Source organism: Streptomyces sp. NPDC032161, assembly GCF_040636995.1.
Lineage (GTDB): Bacteria > Actinomycetota > Actinomycetes > Streptomycetales > Streptomycetaceae > Streptomyces.
This window is the reverse complement of the sequence record NZ_JBEZVN010000022.1, coordinates 74,227-94,553: the sequence shown is the minus strand read 5'-3', so window position 1 is coordinate 94,553 and position 20,327 is coordinate 74,227. Positions and strand designations below refer to the sequence as shown.

Below are 20,327 nucleotides of genomic sequence, written 5' to 3'. Positions count from 1 at the left end.
ACCCCCCAGGTCATCCACTTCGACAGGGGGCACACAGCCATACCGGACCCGGGGGCCAGGCACCCCATTGCGGGGCCACGAAAAAGGTAACGGGGCGTCGTCACCCGCGTGGGCAACGAGGCCGTGGTGGGCTCCGCGAACTGGGGGAGTTCGGCCCCGACGGCGGTTTCTACGTGGGCTCCAGTGCCACGGACGTGGCCTACCGGGTGAATCCCGCCACTGGCAAGGTGACCTCGACGATCAAGTTGCCCATGGTGCCGCCCACCCCCGACCTCACGTACGCGGACGGCTATTTCTGGGGCGTCGAACCGACTGGCAAGGTGGTCCGTGTCGATCTCCTGGGCGCGACCAAGACGGTCACGACCTTCGGCACGTTGGTTCCGGCGAGCGCCCTCGGCTTCGGTGCGGACTGGACGTTCGGCAACGGCAACATCGGCGTTTCCGACAACGCCTCGGGCTCCGTCTACCAGATCAAGATCACCAACCCGGCGTCGGCGAATCCGACGTTCACCCTCGTCTCCTCCGCGCCCGGCCCCGCGAGCGGCAACAACGACGGCGCGGCCTCTCCCGGTCTGCCCACCGACTTCTCGGTTGTGAAGAACGGCCCCGAGACGTTCAAGCCGGGGAGCCCCGTCACCTACACCCTCACGGTGAAGAACAACGGGCCCGGCAATTCAAGCGGCTACACCGTCACGGACGTGGTTCCGGCACCGCTCACCAACGTCAAGACGTCGACGCCTGGTTGTACGGTGGCCGACAACAAGGTGACCTGCGTCGGTGGCCGTACTCTCGCCGGCGCCGAGAACAAGATCACCATCACCGCGGACAGCCCGGCCTCGATGACCGAACCGGTCACCAACACCGCCACGGTCATCGCCAATGAGGAAGACCCGACCCCGGGCAACAACGAGTCCTCCACCGAGGGCACCCCCCAGGTCCCGGGGCTGTCGGTGAAGAAGACGGCCGACCCCGACACCGTGAAGGCCGCGGGCGAGAAGATCACGTACTCGTTCGTGCTGACCAATACCGGGAACGTGGAACTGAAGGACCTGGCCGTCAAGGAGACCTCGTTCTCCGGCACCGGCACCGCGCCGGAGGCCCAGTGCCCGGACGGCCCGCTGGCCCCGGGTAAGAGCGTGACCTGCACCGCCACGTACACGGTCACGCAGAAGGACATCGACGCGGGTTCGTTGGAGAACACCGCCACCGGCACCGGCACCCCGCCGATCGGGGGCGAGCCCGTGGTGTCGCCCCCGTCCGAGGCGAAGGTCTCGGCACCGCCCGAGCCCGGCCTGACGGTCGTGAAGTCGGGACAGAGCGAGAAGCCCGACGAGCTGGTGGTGGGCGAGACGGTCGACTACGCGTTCGTGGTGACGAACACCGGCAACGTCGCGCTGAAGGACGTCAAGGTGGAGGAGGGCGAGTTCACCGGTAGCGGGAAGCTCTCCGACATCGTCTGCCCGGCCGGGATCGCGTCGCTGGCACCCGGTGAGAACGTGACGTGTACGGCGTCGTACGAGGTGACGCAGAAGGACGTGGACGCGGGTTCGATCAAGAACTCGGCCACGGCCACGGGCACTCCGCCCGGCGATGGTGAGCCTCCGGTGTCGCCCCCGTCGGAGGTCGAGGTTCCGGCACCTTCGGAGCCCGCGCTGACCGTCGTCAAGACGGGTTTCGCGGAGAAGCCCGGTGAGCTGGTGGCCGGTGAGAAGGTCGACTACGCGTTCCTCGTCACGAACACCGGCAACGTCACGATCAAGGACGTGAAGGTGAACGAGGGCGAGTTCACCGGCACCGGAAAGCTGTCCGAGGTGGTCTGCCCCGACGAGGCCGCGAACCTCGCGCCTGGCGCGAGTGTGACGTGCAAGGCGTCGTACGAGGTCACGCAGGCGGATGTCGACGCCGGTTCGATCGAGAACTCCGCGACGGCCACGGGCACCCCGCCCGGCGGTACCGAGCCCCCGGTGTCACCGCCGTCGAAGGTGACGGTTCCGCCCAATGGTGAGGGACGGCTCGACCTGGTCAAGACCGCGAAGCCGGTCGACGTCAACAAGAACGGCAGGACCGACGCCGGTGACCGCATCGAGTGGACGCTGAAGGTGTCCAACAAGGGCACCCGTACCGTCACCGACATCATGGTGTCGGACCCCACCGCGGGCCAGGTGACCTGCCCGGCCACCAGCCTGGCACCGGGAGCCTCGATGGACTGCACCGCCCCGGCGCACACCATCACCGACAAGGACATGGCGAATGGAAAGGTCGTCAACAAGGCCAGCGCCTCCGGAACGTCCGGGGACAAGGGCGTCTTCTCTCCCGAGGCCGGTGCCACGGTGAAGACCACGCCGGGCGACAAGCCCGCCGGACCGGGCACCCCGAACGGGCCCGGCACCCCGTACCTCCCGGGAACCGGACCGAACCCGCCGGCCGACAAGTCCTCCGGCTGGCTGGCCTCCACGGGTGCCAAGGCACTCACCCTCCTCGGAGCCGGAGCCGGAGCCGGAGCCGGAGCCGGAGCCGCACAGCTGATCGCCGGAGGACTCGTCCTCGGTGTCAGCAAGCGCCGACGCCGCACCAACTGACCGCACCCCTGAAGGGTTGAGACGGGACTGATCCAGGACCGGCCCCGTAACCGCATGTACCGGCGCCCGCCGAGCTCACGGAACCGACCGTGGGCCCGGCGGGCGCCTCCACGTTTCCCGGAGGGCTCCGCCCGAGGTGGGAGAGCCCTTAAGGGCCGCCCCCCACTTTTGCGGAGGGACGTTTCGTCCCGGCGGACGACGTGGCGGTCACGGGTCGTTCCGTAGCGTGTTTCCGCAGCGTGCCGCCACCGCGGACGCGACCGGCCACGAGGGCGGGGTGGGGAAAACCCCACCCGAAGACGGGGCCGTGCACCAGCGCGCCGGACCCGCGAGAACAGCAGGCTGTACACGTACGCCGCGACCATCGCGACATCCCGAGCACCGCGATACCTCGTACGCCGCGACATCCCGAACACCAACCGAAATAGGAGACAAACCGTGACAACGGCTGTGACCATTCCCAGGCATGGGGGCACTGGAGGGCGTACGGCCGTCGCCGCACGAGCACGACAGGTCGTCAAGGCGTACGGGGCGGGGGAGACCCGGGTCGTCGCGCTCGACCACGTCGATGTCGACATCGACCGCGGGCAGTTCACCGCCATCATGGGTCCGTCCGGGTCCGGCAAGTCGACGCTGATGCACTGCCTCGCCGGGCTGGACACCGTGACCTCCGGCCAGATCTTCCTCGATCAGACGGAGATCACCGGGCTCAAGGACAAGAAGCTCACCCAGCTCCGCCGCGACCGGATCGGCTTCATCTTCCAGGCGTTCAACCTGCTGCCGACGCTCGACGCGATGGAGAACATCACCCTGCCCATGGACATAGCCGGGCGCAGGCCCGACGCGGCCTGGCTCCAGCAGGTCGTGGAGACGGTCGGTCTCGCCGGGCGGCTGAAGCACCGGCCGACCGAACTGTCCGGCGGCCAGCAGCAGCGGGTCGCGGTGGCCAGGGCGCTCGCCGCCCGGCCCGAGATCATCTTCGGTGACGAGCCCACCGGGAACCTGGACTCGCGGGCCGGTGCCGAGGTGCTGAGCTTCCTGCGCAGGTCCGTCGACGAGCTGGGCCAGACCATCGTCATGGTCACGCACGACCCGGTGGCCGCGTCCTACTCGGACCGGGTGCTGTACCTCGCCGACGGGCGGATCGTCGACGAGATGCGCGACCCGACCGCCGACCAGGTCCTGGACCGGATGAAGGACTTCGACTCGCGCGGGCGGACGTCATGACGGTCTGGAAGACATCGAGACGCAACTTCCTCGCGCACAAGGGACGCATGGCGCTCTCCGCCGTCGCGGTCCTGCTGTCGGTGGCGTTCGTGTGCGGCACGCTCGTCTTCACCGACACCATGAACACCACGTTCGACAAGCTCTTCGCCGCGACCGCGGCCGATGTCACCGTCAGGCCCGAGAAGCCCGAGGACGACGCCCCGCCCCAGGGGAACGGCAGGCCCGCCACCGTGCCCGCCGCCGCCGTCGAGCAGGCGGCCCGGGCCACCGGTGTGCGGCACGCCGAGGGTGCCGTCGTCAGCACCTCCGTCACCGTCGTCGACAGCCACGACAAGAACATCGGCTCGACCACGGGCGCCCCGACCATCGCACGCAACTGGACGAAGAACGACCTGCGTTCGATGGAGATCACCTCCGGCCACGTGCCGCGCGGCCCGTCCGAGGCGATGGTCGACGCCGACACCGCCGACAAGCACCATCTGAAGCTCGGCGACACGCTGCGCACCATCACCGCCGACGGCGACCTCGTGACGAGGATCAGCGGCATCGTCACGTTCAAGGTCACCAACCCCGGTGCGGCGGCCGTCTACTTCGACACCGCCACCGCGCAGAAGAAGCTGCTCGGCGCGCCCGGAGTCTTCAGCGTCGTCTTCGTGACCGCCGAACCCGGCGTCGCCGACACCGAGGTGAAGAAGAACGTGGCCGCCGCGCTCGGAGGCGCCTCCGGGTACGAGCTCCAGACCCAGAAGGAGGCCATGGACGCCAGCAAGGACTCGATGGCCTCCTCCCTGGACATCATGAAGTACGCAATGCTCGGCTTCGCCGGGATCGCCTTCCTCGTCGGCATCTTCCTGATCGTCAACACCTTCTCGATGCTGGTCGCCCAGCGCACCCGCGAGATCGGGCTGATGCGGGCCATCGGATCGAGCCGCGAGCAGGTCAACCGTTCCGTGCTGATCGAGGCGCTGCTCCTCGGTCTGGTCGGCTCCGTCCTCGGGGTCGGCGCCGGGATCGGCCTCGCCGTCGGGCTGATGAAGGTCATGGGCGCCGTGGGCATGGAGCTGTCCACCCAGGACCTCACCGTCGTGTGGACGACCCCGGTGGCCGGGCTGGTGCTCGGTGTCGTCGTCACCGTCGTCGCCGCGTACGTCCCGGCCCGCCGCGCCGGGAAGATCTCCCCTATGGCCGCGCTGCGCGACGCCGGGAACTCCGCCGACGGGCGCGCCGGACGGGTCAGGGCCGTGATCGGTCTGGTCCTCACCCTCGGCGGCGGCGCCGCGCTGTACGCCGCGACGCGGGCCGACGAGTCGGGCACCGGCGCGCTGTGGCTCGGCGTCGGTGTGGTCCTCAGCCTGGTCGGCTTCATCGTGATCGGGCCGCTGCTGGCCGGGTTCGTGGTCCGGGCGCTGAGTGCGGTCCTGCTGCGGGTCTTCGGCTCCGTCGGCCGGCTCGCGGAACGCAACGCCCTGCGCAACCCGCGCCGCACCGGGGCGACCGGTGCCGCGCTGATGATCGGCCTGGCCCTGGTGGCGTGCCTCTCGGTCGTCGGTTCCTCACTGGTCGCCTCGGCCACCGACGAACTCGACAAGTCGGTCGGTGCCGACTTCATCGTCCAGCCGAAGGGGGGCTCGGGCGCGCTCCTGGTGGACCAGGCCGTGAAGGCCCTGGAGTCCGCGCCGGGCATCGAGCACTTCACCTCGTACAAGCTCGTCGGCGCCCGGCTCACCACCCCGGACGGCGCGGTCGAGAAGGGGTCGGGGCTGTCCGCCACCGACCCCACGTACCCGGAGGTCGTCCGGCGCGAGACGGTCGCCGGGAAGATCGCCGACGCGTACGGCCCGGACGCCATGTCGGTCGGGGAGAAGTTCGCCGCCGAGCACCACATCGAGGTCGGCGACCGCATCACCGTCGCGTTCACGGGCGGCGAGACGGCGAAGCTGAAGGTCGCCGCGATCACCTCGGACGAGGCGATCGTCGACAGGAACTCGATGTACGTCGACATCACGACCGCCGCCCGGTACCTGCCCGCCGATGCCCTGCCGGACAACATGCTCATGTTCGCCAAGGCCGTCGACGGCAAGGAGAAGGAGGCGTACGACGGGCTGAAGAAGGCCCTCGCCCCGTACCCGCAGTACGAGGTGCGCAACCAGGCGGACTTCAAGGAGATGATGGAGGACCAGATCGGTCAGATGCTGAACATCGTCTACGGTCTGCTCGCGCTCGCGATCATCGTCGCGGTGCTCGGGGTGGTGAACACCCTGGCCCTGTCCGTGGTCGAGCGGACCCGTGAGATCGGCCTGCTGCGCGCCATCGGTCTCTCCCGGCGCCAGCTGCGGCGGATGATCCGGCTGGAGTCCGTGGTCATCGCGGTCTTCGGCGCCCTGCTCGGCCTCGGTCTGGGCATGGGCTGGGGCACGGCGGCCCAGAAGCTGCTGGCCCTGGAGGGGCTCGGTGTCCTGGAGATCCCGTGGCCGACGATCCTCACGGTCTTCGTCGGATCCGCCTTCGTCGGCCTGTTCGCGGCCCTGGTCCCGGCGTTCCGGGCGGGCAGGATGAACGTCCTGAACGCGATCGCCACCGACTGACGGGACCGTCATGGACTGACGGAACCGCCACCGACTGGCGGAACCGGCACGGATCGACCGGGGCGGCATGGACCGGTCGCACCGTCACCGAGTGGTGCGATCGCCGTGTACGCGGTCGACGTAGGATGACTGACCGGCCCCGGGGTGTTCCTCCAAACACCCCGGGGCCGCTGTCGTGTCATGCCGTGTCATGAAGTATCGCGCCGTGTCGTGCGGTATCGCGCCGTGCCCGTGCCGCCCGGATGTTCCCCATGCGCGGGGCGGCGGTTGCACGAAGCTGCCGCGGGAGGTGCAGCAAGCTGACACGACCGGGCCCGTTCGCGCCCCTTCCCCGCTGGCATCGTCGTCCTGCCGGGGACCCCCGGCAGGACGTACCAGCCGAAGGGGAAAACGTGTTCAGTTCTTCGCTTTCACGGAAGCCGGCCGCCCTCGCACGTACCGCCGCCGTCTCGGGAATCGCCCTCGCCGCCTTCGGGTTCACCGCGGGTACGGCCAGTGCCGGTACCGTCCCCGCCGAGCGGTCCGCCGCCCCGCGGACCGCCACCGCACAGGCCGCCTTCCCCCAGGCCGGGGGCGTCGAGAGCCTTCCCGCGCACCTCGTCCAGCGGGTCTGTACGGAGCTGGAGGCGATCGTGGCCCAGCTGCCCGTGTCCTCCGCACCCGCGCAGGTGTGCAAGCTGGTCAACGGCTGGGACTAGACCGCGGTGATGCGGTTTCAGCTGCTGGGTCCGCTGACCCTCACGGACGGCCCCGAGGCCGTCGTGCTCCAGCCGTCGAAGCCGACGATCCTGCTGGCGGCGCTCCTTCTGCATGCCAACACCGTCGTGTCCGCCGACTACCTCCAGCAGGCCGTGTGGGGGGAGGAGCAGCCGGCCACCGCCAAGGCCGCGCTCCAGACCTGCGTACTGCGGCTGCGTCGGCTGTTCAGCAAGCACGGGGTGACCGAGACGTCGATCGAGGCGGTGCCGGGCGGCTACCGGATCACCGCCGGACCGCACACCCTCGATCTGCTCGGCTTCCGGGAGCAGGTGCGGCGGGCCGAGGTCCTGTCGCGCGATCCGGAGGCGGAGCTGTGCGAGCTGAAGGACGCGTTGTCGCTGTGGCAGGGCTCCCTGCTGGCCAACGTGCGCTCCGACGTGCTGCACCGGGACGAGGTGCCGCGCCTGGCCGAGGAGCGGCTGCGGAGCGTGGAACGGGTCTGCGACCTGCTGCTGGTGCTGGGACGGTACGGCGAGGCCCTCGTCGAACTATGGACTGCTACGCGCGTATACCCGGGCCACGAGCGGCTCCACGAGCAGTTGATCGAGGCGCTGTACCGTACGGGCCGACAGACCCAGGCCCTCGCGGAGTACCGCCGGGTGAAGGGGTTCCTGCTCGACGAACTGGGCGTCGATCCCTCGCCCGCTCTCCAGCAGCTGGAACTCGCGATCCTGCGCGGTGAGGATCTCGGTGCCGCCGCTGCCGCCATGGGCACGGGTGCGGGCCCGCGGATCCTCGAAGGGCCCGTGGTCACCGCGGCGGGCCCCGCAGCGCTGCCGCCGGCCGGCGCCGCGGCCGGGTTCGGAGCGGCCGGAGCCGCCGTGCTCAAGGCCGGTACGACCCCGCACGGAGCGGTGGCCGTCGGTACGGCCCCGTCGGGAGCGGCCACCGGCGCGAACCCGTCCGGAACGGTCACCGGCGCGGACCTGCCCGGAGCGGCTGTCGGCGCGGCCGGGCCGCCCACGGTCTCGCCGGTGCCGAACTTCACCGGACGGGAGGCCGGGACCGCCGCGACGGCCGCCCGGCTCACCGCCCCGCTCGGGGACGCCGCCGAGCACCCGCCCACCGTGCTGGTGTCCGGCGCTCCGGGCATCGGCAAGTCGGCGCTGGCCCACCACGTCGCTCACCTGACACGGGATCACTTCCCGGGGGGCCGGGTGCTGGTGCGGATGACCCGGCCGGACGGCGAGCCCCGGGACCCCGCCGCGGTCCGTGCGGAGGTGGCCGCGGCCCTGCGTACCGCACCGGACGGCGGGCGCGTCCTGTTCGTCCTCGACGACGTCGTGGACGCCGACCAGGTGCGCCCGCTGCTGCCCGCCGTCGCGCGGGCCCAGGGGGCGGTGATCGTCACCAGCAGGATGGGGCTCGCCGGACTCGTCGCCACGCACGGCGGCTGGGTGCAGCGGCTGTCCGCTTTCACCGGGGCCGAGTCGTACGCGCTGCTGCGGTCCGTGCTGGGGTCCGAGCGCGTCGAGGCGGAACCGGACGCCGCTCGTCGACTGGCCGGGCTGTGCGGCCATTTCCCGCTCGCGCTAAGGATTCTGACGGCCCGTCTGCTGACCCGGCCGGCGCTGCGGCTCGGTGACGCCGTCGACTGGCTCGGCGACGACCCGCTGGCCCGGCTCACGCTCACCGACACTCCGGGCCTGTCCGTGACCGCCGTCCTCGACGGCGCGCTGAACCGGCTCGACCCCAGGCTGTCCGAGGCGTTCCTCCGGGTGGCCGCGACCCCCGGGGACGGCTTCAGGCCCGAGGACGTCCCCGCCGTCACCGAAGCGGTCCTGGAACGGCTCGCCGACGCCGGGCTGTTGGAGGACGGCCCGCCGGGCCCGTACCGGATCCACTCACTGCTCCGTGCCCACGCACGAAGAACCGACCAGGAACGCATCCGCCGCACAGAGAAGGTGTGACCCCATGGCCGAGACCCCCGAGACCCCCGAGAGCACCCAGAAGACCGCCGGGAGCACCCCCGGGACCACCGGCGGCGCCGGCGGGACCGCTGCGAACGCCCCCGCGTCGCCCGCTCCCGTGTCCACCGCCACGTTCGACGCGCTGGCCGCCACCCGGCCGCGCGTCCGCCGGGACGTGCTGTTCACCGAGACCCCCGGCGGGGTGCTCTTCCACAACGCCGACGGCGGGTTCCACCTGGCCGGTCGCACCGCCTACCGCTTCGCCTCCCTCGTCGTCCCCCATCTGACCGGCCACCACCGGCTCGCCGATCTCTGCGCGGGCTTCGGACCGGCCCAGCGGGCGATGGCCGCGGAGCTCGTCAAGACGCTGTACGAGCGGGAGTTCGCCCGCGACGTGCCCGAGCCCGGCACCGGGGCCGAGGCGGTGCCGGACGAGGTCGCGGAGCGGTTCGCCGCGCAGATCGCCTACGTCGACCACTACGCCGACGGCGCCGCCGAACGCTTCGCCCGCTTCCGGGCCACCCGGGTCGCGGTCCTCGGCGACGACGAGATCGCCCGCTGGTGCGCGCTGAGCCTGCTGCGCAACGGGTGCGTACGGATCGGCACGACCACGGAGTTCGCCGACGTGACCGCCGAGGCGGGACGGGCCGCCGCCCGCGCGGACCGGATCCCCGCCGGGGCGGGGGCCGGCTGGGCGGAGCTCGACGGGTACGACGTCGTGGTGGTGACCGGCGCCGGGGCCGGGCCGCGCACCCACCGGCTGCTGACCGCAGGGGTGCCCGAGGGCCGGACCCTGGTTCCGGCCTGGCTGTTCGGCGAGCGCCTGGTGGTGGGGCCGCTCGCCACCTCGGCCTCCACCGGCTGCTGGTCCTGCGCCGTGCTGCGACTGGGTGGCAACGTGGCGGCGGGGGAGGCCGCCGAGCTGTGGAGCCAGGCGGCGGGCGCCGCCCCGGAGTCCCGGGACACCCTGTCCGGGCCGGTCGCCGCGATGGTGGGCAACCTCCTCGGCTACGAGGTCTTCCGCCTCACCACCGGAGCCCTGCCCGCCGAGACGGACCGCCAGGTCCTGATCCAGGACCTGGCGTCGCTGGACGTGATGGCCGAGCCGGTCCGCCCGCACCCGCGCTGCGGGCGCTGTGCCGCCCTGGACGACCGCGAGCCCGCCGCCGCCCTGCCCGAGGGGCTGGCGCTGCCGGTCACTCCGACCGTGGAGACCGCCCGTGACGCGGAGGCCATGGTCGACGAGCTGAACCGGTACAGCGCGGCGCTGGTGCGTCCGCACACCGGGATCCTGCGGCGCTGGGACGACGAGGCGCTGACCCAGACCCCGCTGAAGATCAGCCGGGTCGAGGTGGCGCTCGGGGCCGGGGAGCGGCGGCGGATCGCCGCCTTCGACGTGCACCACCTGGCGGGGGCGCGGATGCGTGCCCTGTACGCGGCGGCGACCGCGTACGTGGAACACGTGGTGCCGCTCGGCGCGGCCGGGGACGTGGTGGCGGACCGGGTGCTCGGCCCGGACGCGCTGACCACCGGCGGCGGCACCGGGGCGCTCCCGGACGCCTGGACCGTGGCCACCTCGCTGATCGGCAAGGAGCCGGTCCGGGTGCCCGCCGCGGCCGTACGGACCTTCGGGGCGCACAACCGGGAGCGCGTCCATCTCGCGACGACCGCCGGTGCGGGCGCGGGCGCGGACGAGCGGGAGGCGGCCGGCACCGGTCTGATGTCCGCGCTGGCGCACGACGCGCTGCTGCGGGCGCTCCGGGGTGCGACGGAGGTCTGCCCGGTCGCCGCCGACGGGGACGACCCGGAGCTGGTGTTCCTGCTGAAGTCCGCGGCCAACCTGGACCTCTCGGTGGAACTGCTGGACCTGGGCGAGGGCGGGCGCACCTCCGCGCAGGTGGTGCTGGCCCGGGAGGCCGACGGCGGGGACGGCCGGGGGCGCTGGGCGGCCGGAGCGGGGCTGTCGCGGCGTGCGGCGGCCTGCGCGGCGCTGCGGGACCTGCTCGGGCAGGCCCAACTGGCCGCCGAGGACCCGGAGTCCCCGGTCGACACGGGCGACCCGCTGGTCCGTGACCTGGCGGCCGGATCCATCGCGGTGACCGGCGGCCCGGTCGCGGTCGACGGGCCGGGGACCACGTTCGACGCGATCCTCGACCGGCTCGCGGACGCGGGGCGCGACGCCCTGTACGTGCCGACCACCCCGGCCGATCTCGCCGGGGGCGGCATCAGCACCGCCCGGGTGCTGCTCACGGTCGACGGCGGCGCGGCGGCCCCGGGGGCCCCGGGCGCGACGAGCACGGCCGGTGACGGTGCGGCGGACGGCGAGGGCGGGCCCGATGTCCGTTGAGACCCCGGTCCGGCAGGACCCCCCGCCGGTCCGTTCCGCGCGCGCCCTCGCGGCGGCGCTGCGGGACGCGCTGGCCCGGCACGGGACGCCGCCCCCGCTGGACGTGGCGCCGCTCGGCGTGCGCGACGCCTTCGCGGACGGGGCGCCGGACCGAGCGTCGGACGAGCCGCCCGGCCCGGTCGCCGAGGTCGGCGCGGGCACTCCGGCCGCTCCGGCCGTTCAGGGCGCCCTCGATCCCGCCGTGCCCGTCCGGTTCTACGGCCGGCACGCGGTCGTCGGTCCCTTCGCGCCCCGGGGGAGCGGCGGGCAGGGTGGCGGCCGGACGTGCGTCCACTGCCTGGAGCGGCGTTGGCAGGCGGTCCGTTCCGTCGCGCTGCGCGAGGCGCTGGAGCTGGGCTCCGGCACCAGGGCCGCCGGGGAGTCCCCGTACGTCACCCCGTTCGCCGCGCACGCCCTCGCGGGGCTGATCGCCGCCCGGCTGGCCGGCGACGGGCCGGAAACCGGCGTCCGCCCGGTCGTGCACCTGGTGGACCTGGAGACCCTGACGGCCCGTCACTACCCGTTGGTGCCCGACCCGGAGTGCCCGCGCTGCGCGGTGCCGGAGACCGACACGGCCGAGGCGGCGGCGCTCACCCTGCGCCCCGCGCCCAAGCGCCGCCCCGGCGGATTCCGGGTGCGGGACATCGGGACGTACGACCTGCCGATGGAGCCGTACGCCAACCCGGTGTGCGGGTCGCTGGGCCCGTCCGTGGTCCAGGACGTCTCCTCCACCTCCACGTCCGCCACCATCGGCTGCTTCTCCATGCGCTCGGGGGAGTACCTGCGCGAGACGTTCTGGGGCGGCCACGCGGACACGTTCGCCGAGAGCATGCGGATCGGCGTGCTGGAGGGCCTCGAACGGTACGCGGGCATGCGGTCCCGGGCCAAACGGGCCGGTACGACGGACTCCCTGGACGCCCTGAGGGCCCGTGGCGAGCAGGCGCTCGACCCCAGGGTGTGCGGGCTGTACTCGGACGGCTTCCACCGCGCCAACCCCCGGGTGGTCCCGTTCGCCCCGGACCGCCCCATCCCCTGGGTGCAGGGCTGGTCCCTGCGCGACCGGCGCACGGTCCTGGTGCCCGAGGTCCTCACGTACTACCACGCGCCCGGTCTGGAGAACCGGTTCGTCCAGGAGAGCTCCAACGGCTGCGCCTCCGGCGGCTGCCTCGAAGAGGCCGTCTACTTCGGGCTGATGGAGGTCGTCGAGCGCGACGCGTTCCTGCTCGCCTGGTACGGCCGGGCCGCGCTGCCGGAGATCGACGCGGCCACCAGCCGCCGCCGGGCCACCCGGCAGATGATCGACCGGCTGGAGATGTACGGCTACGAGGCCCGCTTCTTCGACACCCGGATCTCCTTCCCGATCCCCGTCGTCACAGGCGTGGCCGTGCGCCGGGACGGCGGACCGGGCCTCATGTGCTTCGGCGCCGGGGCCGGGCTCGACCCGGAGGCGGCGCTGGCGGGCGCGCTGTGCGAGATCGCCACGGACGCGGTGAACCTGCGCCGCCGTACCGAAGGCGACCTGGAACGGCTGCGCGCCATGGCCGCCGACTTCGACCGGGTGGAGGCGCTGCACGACCACCCGCTGGTCTACGGGTTGCCCGAGATGGGCCACCACGCGCGCTTCCTGCTCGGCGGACCGGGCGAGCCCCGCCCCCCGAAACGGTCCTTCGACGCGTTGTACGGGAACGGTTCGGTGCTGCCGGTCTCCGACGACCTGCGCGAGGACCTGACCCGGTGCGTGGACGCCGTCGCCGCCGCCGGGTTCGACGTGATCGTCGTCGACCAGACCATGCCGGAGCAGCGCGAACTGGGACTGACCACGGTCAGCGTCCTGGTGCCGGGGCTGCTGCCGATCGACTTCGGCTGGAGCCGTCAGCGGGCACTCGGCATGGACCGGCTGCGCACCGCCCTGCGCGTGGCCGGGCTGCGCGAGCACGACCTGACCGACGCCGACCTCAACCCGGCCCCGCACCCCTTCCCATGACCGCCGGCCCCGCACCCCTTCCGACGACCGCCGGTCCCGCACCCGCCCCGGCCGGGGCCGCACCCGGCCCTGTTCCGCACCCCTTCCCGTGACCGAGGAGCCCGCCATGGGGTACGCCCATGAATACGCCGCCGCGATCCTTCAGCGCGGCCGGGTCCCGATGGACCCCGCCGACTACGTGCCCAACTGGGCGGACGGCCCGCGCAAGACCAAGTTCTACCCCGGCACCGACAGCCTGCCGCTGCCCGACTGCGACTACCCGGCCCACGCGGACCTGGACCGGGGGCTGGCCCAGGACGCCGGCACGGACGGCGCGTTCGACCTCGCGCTGCTCTCCGGGATGCTCCGCGACTCCTACGGGCTGACCGGTCGCCGCCTCGGCGTCCAGGCCAACACCGACCTGAGCGCCCTGCCCCACTACCCGCTCGCCAACTGGTCCCGGGGCACCGCGTCCGGCGGCGGCCTCTACCCGGTCGCCGTGCACTGGGTCTCCGGGCCGAGCGGTCCCGTACCGCCCGGGGTGCACTACTACTCCACCCGGCACCACGCGATGCGGCGGCTGCTGACCGGCGACGTGACCGGTGAGGTGCGGGCGGCGCTGGGCGAGGGGGCGCCGGGTCCGGACACCGACCAGTACCTGGTCCTGACCATCAAGTACTGGCAGAACGCCTTCAAGTACAACAACTTCTCCTTCCACGCCGTGTCCATGGATCTCGGTGCGTGCGTCCAGACCTGGCGGCTGTGGGCCGGGGCGCGCGGGCTGTCCGTCGAGCCCGCGCTGTGGTTCGACGAGGAACGGCTCGGGCGGCTGCTCGGCGTGGACCCGGAGGCGGAGGGCGTCTTCGCCGTCGTCCCGCTGAGGTGGGCGGGCGCCACCGCCCCCGCGCCGTCCCCCTCCCCGGTGTCCGTGCACCACCGCGACCAGGAACGCTCGCGCACCGTCCTCGCCTTCGACGCGCTGAGGCGCATGCAGAACGTCACCGCCGCCGATGCCGCCGAACGCCCCGCCCCCGAGGCGCTCGACCCCGCCGTCGCGCACCCCGCCGACCGGGACCGGCCCGGGACGCCGCTGCCCGCCTGTCCGCCGCTCGACACGGACGTCCGTACCGCGCTGCGCTCCCGCCGCAGCAGCTTCGGCCGCTTCGAGGCCCAACAGCCCATCACCGCCGAGCAGTTGGCGTCCTGCCTGGCGGCCTCGGTGGCCGGTTCACGGATCGGCGGGGACACCGGCGCACAACGGCTGGCGAAGCTCTACGCGTTCGTCTGCCACGTCGAGGGCGTCGAGCCCGGCGCGTACGAGTACGACCCGGACGCGCACGGCCTGCGTCTGGTGAAGGCGGGCAACCCGGGCGCCTTCCTCCAGAAGAACTACTTCCTCTCCAACTACAACCTGGAGCAGGCGGCCGCGGTCCTGGTGCCCACCGTCCGCACCGACGCCGTCCTGGACGCCGTCGGGGACCGGGGATACCGCCTGGTCAACGCCGCCGTCGGGGCGATCGCCCAGACCGCCTACACCACCGCGTCCGCCGTCGGCATCGGCTGCGGGGTCGCGCTCGGCTTCGACAACATCTCGTACATCGAGGAACTCGGTCTCGAAGGGACCGGCGAGGCGCCGCTGCTGATCATGATGATCGGCAACGAGCGGCCCGCCCCGGCCGACTTCCGGTACGAGATCGCCTGAGCGCCCGTCGAGCGGCCTCCGATCGGGCGATCGAGGGTCACCCGACAGGCTCCGAGCGCAGCCACCCCGTGACGACGACCAGACGACGACCGGAACGAGAAGGGGAGAACCCGACATGACGCCGGACCACCCGGCCCCCGCCCCCACCCCCGCGACCGCCCCCGCGGCGGTCACCCGCCCCCGCTTCATGCTGCGGGTCGCCGGGCTGCCGGTCGACAGCGTGCGGGGGCTGCGCTGCCCGGACAGCCGCCGCTGGGCCGACGAGGTCCTGCGCGCCACCGAGCTGCTGCGCGCGGACGGCGAACGGCTCGGGGACCTGCTCCACGACCTCGTCGGCGGCAGCGACGACGAGGCCCTGCGCCGGACCCTGCTCACCCTGCGCCGCGACATCTTCAACAACCGGCTGCCGCGCCCCGACGCCGCCGACCGGGCCCTGGCCCTGGTGCGCGGACTCGACGAGGCCGTCGGCACCGCGCTCGCGGACTGGCTGACCGGGCGGCGCAGCCTGGAGGAGCACCGGGCGGCGGGCGCCGGCCTGCTCGCCGCCGAGACCGTCCGCGCCCGCGAGGCGCTGCGCCGGCTGGCGGGCGAGGAGCGGCTGCGCAAGGGCCTGCTGCTCGCCTCCCCGGCCCTGGACGCCCAGCTCGACGCGTACATACGGGCCGACTCCGCCGCGCCCCCGGACAAGAAGCAGCGCAAGATCGAGCGCTCGCTGCTCTCCTACCTCTACCGCACGGCGTGCAAGACCAGCCCGTTCTCCACGTTCACCGGGGTCGCCGCGGGCACCTTCGTCGACGGCGACCACGACAGTCACCACGACGACCACGGCGAGGGCGGGCCGGGCCACGGCCTGCGGGCCCGGGTCGACGACGTGTGGCAGGGGCGGCTGCGGCTGAACGTCGCCGCCGTCGGCAGGCTCGCCGAGACCCTGATCGCCGATCCGGTCCGCCGGGCCGACCTGCCGGTCGCCCCCGCCTCCGGCTGGGGGCGCGACGACGACCGGGTCCGCTACGTGCGCCGCTGGGTCACGCAGGGGGACGAGGACACCGCCGTCACCTTCGACGCGGTGAAGGACCGGCTGTTCTTCCTGCGCCGCAGCGGCACCCTGGAACGCCTCCTCGGCCTGTTCGAGAGCAGCGACACCCTCCGCTACGGGGAACTGGCCGACTGGCTCGCCGAGGACCGGGGCGCGGACCCGGAGGAATGCGCCCAGTACCTCCAGGCGCTCCTCGACGTCGGCATGGTGCAGGTGCCGTGCCTGCGCACCGAGGTCCACGACACCGACCCGCTGCGCGCCTTCCAGGACTCGCTGCGCGACCTCGGCCGCCCCTGGGCCGACCGGCTCGCCGACCGCCTCGAAGCGCCCGCCTCGCACATCGAGGGGTTCGCCGCCGCCGACCCGGCCGAACGCCGCTCCCTCATCGGCGAGTTGCGCGCCTCGCTGCGCGCCCTCCAGGAGGAGGAGCTCGGCGCGGAGCGGGCGCGCGTCCCGCAGACCCTGCTCTACGAGGACGTGGCGGCCGGGCACCGCACCGAACTCTCCGCCCCCGCCTGGGAGCGGCTGGCCGCGGAACCGCTCGGCGCGGTCGAACGCGTCCTGCCCGCCTTCGACCTGACGCTGCCCCAACGCGTCACGTTCAAGGGGTTCTTCCTCGCCCGCCACGGGCAGGGCGGGCGCTGCGACGACCTGCTGAAGCTGGTCCACGACTTCCACGAGGACTTCTTCGACCAGTACATGTCGTTCACCGCGAAGCGCACCACGTTCGACGAGGACGGCAACTACGTGCCCGAGGAGAACTGGCTCTCCCTGCCGCAGCTCAAGGCCCTCGACACGGCCCGGCAGACCTTCGTGGAGCGGATGCGCGCGCTGTGGGCGGCCTGGGCCGACCCCGCCGCCCCGGAGATCCGGGTGGACGGCGAGCTCCTCGACGAGGTCGCCGCCGAACTGGACACGCTGCGCGGCGTATTCGCCCCGCTCGCGCACCATGTGCAGATCGCGGACCGGCCCGGCGACCCGCTGGTCGTGCTCAACCGCTCCTACGGCGGAGTGTCCTTCCCGTTCAGCAGGTTCACCCACCTCTTCGACGGCCTCGACGAACAGCTCCTCGCCGCCACCGAGGACCTGCTGCCCGACGACGCCGTCCTCGCCGAAGTCACCGGCGGACCCGTCACCAGCAACCTCAACCTGCACAGCCGGCTCACCGCGTACGAGATCGTCTGCCCCGGCGAGCGCGGCACCCTGCCCGCCACCCACCGGATCCACCTGGACGACCTCCACCTCGTCCACGACCGCGAGGCGGACCGGCTCGTCCTGCGCTCCACCCGGCTCGGCAAGGAGGTGGTACCGGTCTACCTCGGCTACCTCGTCCCCCTCGCCCTGCCCGAACTGCCCCGCACCCTGCTGCTGCTGTCCCCGACCTCGATGTCCCCGCTGAACGTGTGGGGCGGGGTCCCCGAGGGAGCCCCGGTCGACGGGGTCACCACCCGGCCGCGCGTCCGGCACGGCAGCGTGGTGCTCAGCCGGCGCAGCTGGAGCGCGCCCGCCGCCGTGCTGCCGCTGCGCACGACCGGGAGCGGGACAGGAGGGGGCGGAGACGATGCCTGGTTCCTGGGCTGGCACGCGTTCCGCCGCGCCCACGGGATGCCCGACCGGGTCTTCGCGACCGTCGCCGACAGCGGGGCGCGCGGTGCGACCGGCGGCAAGCCCGCCTACGTCGACTTCGACAGCCCGCTCTCGCTGGCCGCGTTCGAGGCCCTGATCAAGACGTCCGGGGCGCGGGTCGTGTTCCGGGAGATGCTGCCCGACGAGGACGGACTGCACACCGTCTCCGGCCGGGGCCGCCACGTCGCCGAACTCGCGGTGGAGACCGCCGCCCCCGCCCGAAGGAGCAACGAGTCATGAGTGCAGCCCCACCCACGACGACGGCAGCCGCGCGCACCCGCGAGGCCGGAGCCTGGCAGGCCACGCACATCTTCTACGCCGCCAACCCCCGGCCCATGCTCACCCAGTGCGTCCGCCCGCTGATCGAGGAACTGGAGGCGGACGGCCTGATCGACGGCTACTTCTTCATCAACTACTGGCTGGAGGGACCGCACGTCCGGCTGCGGATCAAGCCCGCCGCCCCGGACGCCGAGGCCGAGGTCCGGCGCCGCACGGAGGCCGCCGTCGACGCGTTCCTCACCGAACGGCCCGCCCTGTACGAGGTGGACTCCGGGTTCCTCAACGACTTCTACAACACCCTCTTCGACATCGAGTTCCCCGGCGCCGAACGCGGCCACTACACCGATGAACAGGGCCGGATGCGGCTGCGCCCCAACAACTCGCGCAGCGCCGAACCGTACGAACCGGAGTACGGCAAGTACGGCGGCCCCGCCGGGATCGAGCTGGCCGAATGGCACTTCCGGAAATCCAGCGACCTGGTCATCGACGCGTTCCGGACGAAGAACCTGCATCTGCGGACCGTGCTGCTCGGCACCTCGGCCCAGCTGATGATGGTGATGTCCGCCGCGTTCCTGCCCGACCGTCAAGAACTGGCCGATTACCTGGACAGTTACTACGAATTCTGGCACCGGGCGTTCCCCGGCACCGGCTTCATCGGCAGCGACGAGTACGACCGCAACTACGCCGCCATGGCCCCCGGTCTGGCCGCCCGTTTCGCCCGGGTCCGCACCGCCGTGGCCGCCGTGGCGGACCGGGCCGGCGAGGGCTTCGGGACCGGCGGCCCGCTCGGGGACGGGAGCGCGGACCGGAACGGCGGGGACGATGCTGCCCGGCTGCCCGGATTCCTCGCCGGATGGGCCGAGCACTGCGCCGAACTGCGGGAGCGGGCTGTCGAACTGACGATGAACGGCGACCTCGTGTTCCGCTCCTGGGACGGTGAGCGCGACGAACTCGTCACCGATCCGGCCGCCTCGCTGCCGCTGCTGCTCTCCCCGTACATGCATATGACCAACAACCGGCTGCACGTGACGATCCGGGACGAGGCGTACCTCTCGCACGTCCTGGGCCGGGCGCTGCGGGAGACGGGATGAGCGCCGCCCCACCGGGCGCCGTCGAGGGCCTCGCCGAGTACCGGCCCGAGCTGCGGCCCGGGGTGCTGCTGAGCGACGCCATGCTGCACGGCGCGGCGACGGTGCACCTGATCAAGGACACCACGAGCGGCGGCTCCTTCCGGGTGGGCCCCAAGGAGCACTTCCTCATCGCCCGGATGGACGGGCGCCGCAGCCTGACGGAGATCGGCGAGGAGTACGCGCGGGAGTACGGGCGCAGGCTGGACGCCGCGCGCTGGCAGCAGATCCTGCGGATGCTCGGTACGCGCGGGCTGCTGACCGGGGCCCCCGCCCGGCCCGCCACCGCCACCGGGCCCGGCGCCCGGACCGGGGCCGGGGTGGGGGCGGGGGCCTTCGGCGGGGACGGCCGGCCGGCGCGCGGGGTGCTGCGCGGCAGCGTGCGGCTGGTCGCCGACGCGGACGCCACCACGGACCGGCTGCACCGGGCGGTCGGCTTCCTGCTGGCCCCCGGCCTGCTGGTCCCGCTGCTGGCGCTCGTGCTCGCGATGGAGGTCGTCGTCGCCCTCCGGGCAGGTGAACTACTCGTCCATACAAGGGAGTTGTTCACCAATCCGGTGCTGCTGACCGGAGCTGCGACACTGCTCTGGTTCAGCACCGCGCTGCATGAACTGGCCCACGGGGTCGTCGCCCGGCATTACGGCGGCACGGTGGCCGAAATCGGACTGCGCTGGCGGCTGCCTGTGGTCATCATGTACTGCACGGTCGACAACTACCTCTATCTGGGCTCCCGTTGGCAACGCATTCAGACGGCACTGGCCGGCGCGGTGATGAACCTGCTGTTCCTGCTGCCGTTCTGCGCGCTCTGGCTGTTCGCCCCGCTGGACGCCGCCACGCACCACGCGCTCGGCGCACTGCTGCTCCTGGGCAGCGTGCAGGCGCTGGCCATGCTGGTCCCGCTGCCGCCGCTCGACGGGTACCGGATCGCGAGCCAGCTGTGCGGGGCCACCGAACTGGCCGCATCGACCGGCGCCTACCTGAGACTCGCCGCCCGCCGCGATCCCGCCGCGGGTGACTATCCGCGCCACGCCCGGACCGCGTACCGCGCGTACGCGCTGAGCGCGGTGCTCGCCCTCGCGGGCATCCTCGCCGCCGCCGTGGCGGCCGCCCACCACCTGCTCACCGCCTGACCGCCGTCCGCTCACCGC

At 72.9% G+C, this 20,327-nt stretch carries 11 protein-coding genes; all 11 read left to right on the top strand.

All coding sequences use genetic code 11. The features are described 5' to 3' along the window. Nucleotides 1-173 precede the first annotated feature (173 nt). The 11 genes from AB0E67_RS27025 (at nt 174) to AB0E67_RS26975 (ending at nt 20,309) form a co-directional block, all read left to right on the top strand. The gene (locus AB0E67_RS27025) at nt 174-2,579 is read left to right on the top strand and encodes a DUF11 domain-containing protein (protein WP_362031332.1); all 2,406 of its coding nucleotides are present in this window, start codon (nt 174-176) and stop codon (nt 2,577-2,579) included. A gap of 438 nt (nt 2,580-3,017) precedes the next feature. Beyond that, on the top strand, nt 3,018-3,806 hold the full coding sequence (locus AB0E67_RS27020) for an ABC transporter ATP-binding protein (protein ID WP_360109878.1): 789 nt from the start codon (nt 3,018-3,020) through the stop codon (nt 3,804-3,806). Beyond that, nucleotides 3,803-6,391, top strand: a complete 2,589-nt coding sequence (locus AB0E67_RS27015; protein WP_362031330.1) for an ABC transporter permease — start codon at nt 3,803-3,805, stop codon at nt 6,389-6,391. The genes AB0E67_RS27020 and AB0E67_RS27015 overlap by 4 nt, the downstream gene beginning before the upstream one ends. 392 nt (nt 6,392-6,783) lie before the next feature. Beyond that, complete coding sequence (locus tag AB0E67_RS27010) at nt 6,784-7,089, top strand: hypothetical protein (protein WP_362031328.1); 306 nt, start codon at nt 6,784-6,786, stop codon at nt 7,087-7,089. A gap of 9 nt (nt 7,090-7,098) precedes the next feature. After that, nucleotides 7,099-9,060 carry a BTAD domain-containing putative transcriptional regulator gene (locus AB0E67_RS27005; RefSeq protein ID WP_362031326.1) on the top strand — a complete coding sequence of 654 codons (1,962 nt, stop codon included), beginning with the start codon at nt 7,099-7,101 and terminating at the stop codon, nt 9,058-9,060. Nucleotides 9,061-9,064: 4 nt separating this feature from the next. Next, a complete protein-coding gene (locus AB0E67_RS27000; RefSeq protein WP_362031325.1) occupies nt 9,065-11,407 on the top strand; it encodes a TOMM precursor leader peptide-binding protein in 2,343 nt (780 codons plus the stop codon). Continuing rightward, entirely contained in the window at nt 11,397-13,430 is a 2,034-nt protein-coding gene (locus AB0E67_RS26995) for a TOMM precursor leader peptide-binding protein (RefSeq protein WP_362031323.1), read from the top strand. Before AB0E67_RS27000 ends, AB0E67_RS26995 begins: the two co-directional genes overlap by 11 nt. 106 nt (nt 13,431-13,536) lie before the next feature. Continuing rightward, nucleotides 13,537-15,111, top strand: a complete 1,575-nt coding sequence (locus tag AB0E67_RS26990) for a nitroreductase family protein (RefSeq protein WP_362031321.1) — start codon at nt 13,537-13,539, stop codon at nt 15,109-15,111. A gap of 115 nt (nt 15,112-15,226) precedes the next feature. Further along, nucleotides 15,227-18,013: a lantibiotic dehydratase gene (locus tag AB0E67_RS26985; RefSeq protein WP_362031319.1), complete on the top strand. Its 2,787-nt coding sequence runs from the start codon at nt 15,227-15,229 to the stop codon at nt 18,011-18,013. Then, nucleotides 18,010-19,143, top strand: coding sequence for a lantibiotic dehydratase C-terminal domain-containing protein (locus AB0E67_RS26980; RefSeq protein ID WP_362031317.1), 1,134 nt, complete (start codon nt 18,010-18,012; stop codon nt 19,141-19,143). Before AB0E67_RS26985 ends, AB0E67_RS26980 begins: the two co-directional genes overlap by 4 nt. Then, complete coding sequence (locus AB0E67_RS26975; protein WP_362031315.1) at nt 19,140-20,309, top strand: M50 family metallopeptidase; 1,170 nt, start codon at nt 19,140-19,142, stop codon at nt 20,307-20,309. The genes AB0E67_RS26980 and AB0E67_RS26975 overlap by 4 nt, the downstream gene beginning before the upstream one ends. Nucleotides 20,310-20,327: the final 18 nt, after the last annotated feature.

Excerpts from the sequence above, each read along its gene's own strand:
- AB0E67_RS27005 (WP_362031326.1), top strand. The coding sequence starts at position 7,099 with ATGCGGTTTCAGCTGCTGGGTCCGCTGACCCTCACGGACGGCCCCGAG.
- AB0E67_RS27015 (WP_362031330.1), top strand. The coding sequence starts at position 3,803 with ATGACGGTCTGGAAGACATCGAGACGCAACTTCCTCGCGCACAAGGGA.
- AB0E67_RS26995 (WP_362031323.1), top strand. The coding sequence starts at position 11,397 with ATGTCCGTTGAGACCCCGGTCCGGCAGGACCCCCCGCCGGTCCGTTCC.
- AB0E67_RS26980 (WP_362031317.1), top strand. The coding sequence starts at position 18,010 with ATGAGTGCAGCCCCACCCACGACGACGGCAGCCGCGCGCACCCGCGAG.
- AB0E67_RS27000 (WP_362031325.1), top strand. The coding sequence starts at position 9,065 with ATGGCCGAGACCCCCGAGACCCCCGAGAGCACCCAGAAGACCGCCGGG.
- AB0E67_RS26990 (WP_362031321.1), top strand. The coding sequence starts at position 13,537 with ATGGGGTACGCCCATGAATACGCCGCCGCGATCCTTCAGCGCGGCCGG.
- AB0E67_RS26985 (WP_362031319.1), top strand. The coding sequence starts at position 15,227 with ATGACGCCGGACCACCCGGCCCCCGCCCCCACCCCCGCGACCGCCCCC.
- AB0E67_RS26975 (WP_362031315.1), top strand. The coding sequence starts at position 19,140 with ATGAGCGCCGCCCCACCGGGCGCCGTCGAGGGCCTCGCCGAGTACCGG.